The sequence below is a fragment of the Nocardia farcinica genome (assembly GCF_029867845.1).
GTDB classification, from domain to species: Bacteria; Actinomycetota; Actinomycetes; order Mycobacteriales; family Mycobacteriaceae; genus Nocardia; species Nocardia farcinica_A.
Genome location: NZ_JARWRU010000272.1, coordinates 1 through 1,884, shown reverse-complemented (window position 1 = coordinate 1,884; position 1,884 = coordinate 1). Strand labels below are relative to the sequence as shown.

Below are 1,884 nucleotides of genomic sequence, written 5' to 3'. Positions count from 1 at the left end.
CCGTCGCCCGGTGCGGCCGGATCATCACCGGGTGCACCGCCCCCCGGCTGTGTGACCGGGGCGCCGGGCGCGGAGGGGTGGGGGCGTTCCCAGACGGCGTCGGAGATCCATTCGAAGGGCAGCACCTGCGGGACCCGGCCGGGGTCGGCGTCCTCGACGGCGCGGGGGCGGCGGTCGGCGTGCGAGCCGCGGGATTCGGCGAGAGTGGGGCCCATCCGGCGACCGAGGGCGACGAAGCGGCCATCGGGATCACGGGCGAGGCCCGCGACGGGCTCGGTGAGGCCGAGCGGGATGCCGTAGCGGACGTCGCTGTCGGCGCCCGGGGCGTAGCGCGCCTCGGTGAAGGCGTGGGTGCGCACGTCGATCGGCTGGGTGAGATCGGGATAGCGCTGGAGGGTGGACTCGAGCGGGGATTCGGGGGTGCCGCCCAGCATGGTGGCCGCGGAGACCGCCAGCGCGGAGGCCACGGCGGCGCCGGAGAACACCGCGCCGCGGGTGGTGCGTGGCAGATCGTCGGCGATGGCGAAGGAGCGGGCGGCGAAGTAGGCGGCGCCGGTGGCGACGATGTGGCCGGGGTCGGCGGCGGTGACCACCGGCCTGCCCAGTTCGGCGAGCGTCTCGGCGACCTCGGGCGGGCGGGACGCGGAACCGACCACCAGGATGCGCCCGATGTCGGACAGGGTGCGCCCGGTGGAGTTCAGGCAGGCGCGGACCACCTCGAAGGAGTCGCGGATGTGGTCGGCGCGCAGGCTGTCCACGTCGACCAGCGCGGTCATGGCTACCGCGCCGGGCGTGACGCCGCGCGAGTACCGGGCGATGGTGGCGCCGAGCGGACGGCCGCCGAAGTCGTAGCAGCGGCGCGGGTTCCCGACGATCGGGTGATCGGACCAGTCGGGGCCGACGCGAACCACGGTGACGTCGAGGCTGGCCCCGCCGAGGTCGTAGACCAGCGCGAATCCCGGTTCGAGGGGGCCGTGTTCGACCTCGAGCCATTCCGCGGCGGCGACCGGCTCGGGCACCATGATCGCCTCGCGCAGGCCCTCGAGATCGAGCGCCTGGCGCAGCAGCGCGACCTGCTTGTCGGAGTACACCGCCGGATAGGTGACCACCGCACCGGCGATCGGCTCGCCGGTGTCGAGCAGTTCCCGCACGACCGTGGCCACCAGGCCGGGTGCGGTGTGCAGGCGACCGCCGAGGACGAAGGGCTCGGGATCGCGGGCCAGGTCGGCGAAATCGGTGACCGCGGGTTCGAAGCGGGGCAGATTGCCGACCCTGGTGGCGCCGTGGTCGTCGAGGGTCAGGGCGGTGCGTCTGGTCCGTACGGAGGGCCGGGAGCGGGCCGGGCTCACCGACGCCGTCACGGAGTTCACCGCACCGATGCTCAGACCCACGCATAGAGACATTCGCCATCCCGTCAACGCACCGTGACCACGCCCAGCACACAGTCGCACCGTGTGGCCGCGGTCGTCTTCCAAACAGCAGCAACAGGCTAACCGATCGGATGCGGCGGTGATGACGGAAACCGCATCAATCGGCACACTTTCGGATACGCGATCGACATAACCGCAGGAAAATACGTTGCGGTGCGCCATCTAGTGGCCTCTACACCGGAATCCGATTGCGCCGTGGCGGCTTCCGCTATCACCCAGCGATCGTTTCTCCGCGAGCCGGGAATCCGCGTCGACGCCGGACAAGACCCGATCGGCGACTTTCCGGCAGGCGAGAGATTTCATGCCGAATACTCGTTGCCACGAATTCGCCGCATCACGCCGGAGCGGCGGTCTCGGATACCGGGGAGGGGGGGGGGGGGGGGGGGGGGGGGGGGGCCCCGCGCCCCCGCCCCCCGCCGGGGGGGCGGGGGCCCCGGCGCGCGGGCCCGCCCCC

General features: G+C 72.8%; 1 protein-coding gene. It reads right to left on the bottom strand.

Features of this window, described 5'->3' with window-relative positions; genetic code table 11:
- A partial coding sequence (locus QH283_RS05620; RefSeq protein ID WP_280501949.1) for an Hsp70 family protein occupies nucleotides 1–1,370 on the bottom strand: 1,370 nt, incomplete at its 3' end.
- Nucleotides 1,371–1,884 lie beyond the last annotated feature (514 nt).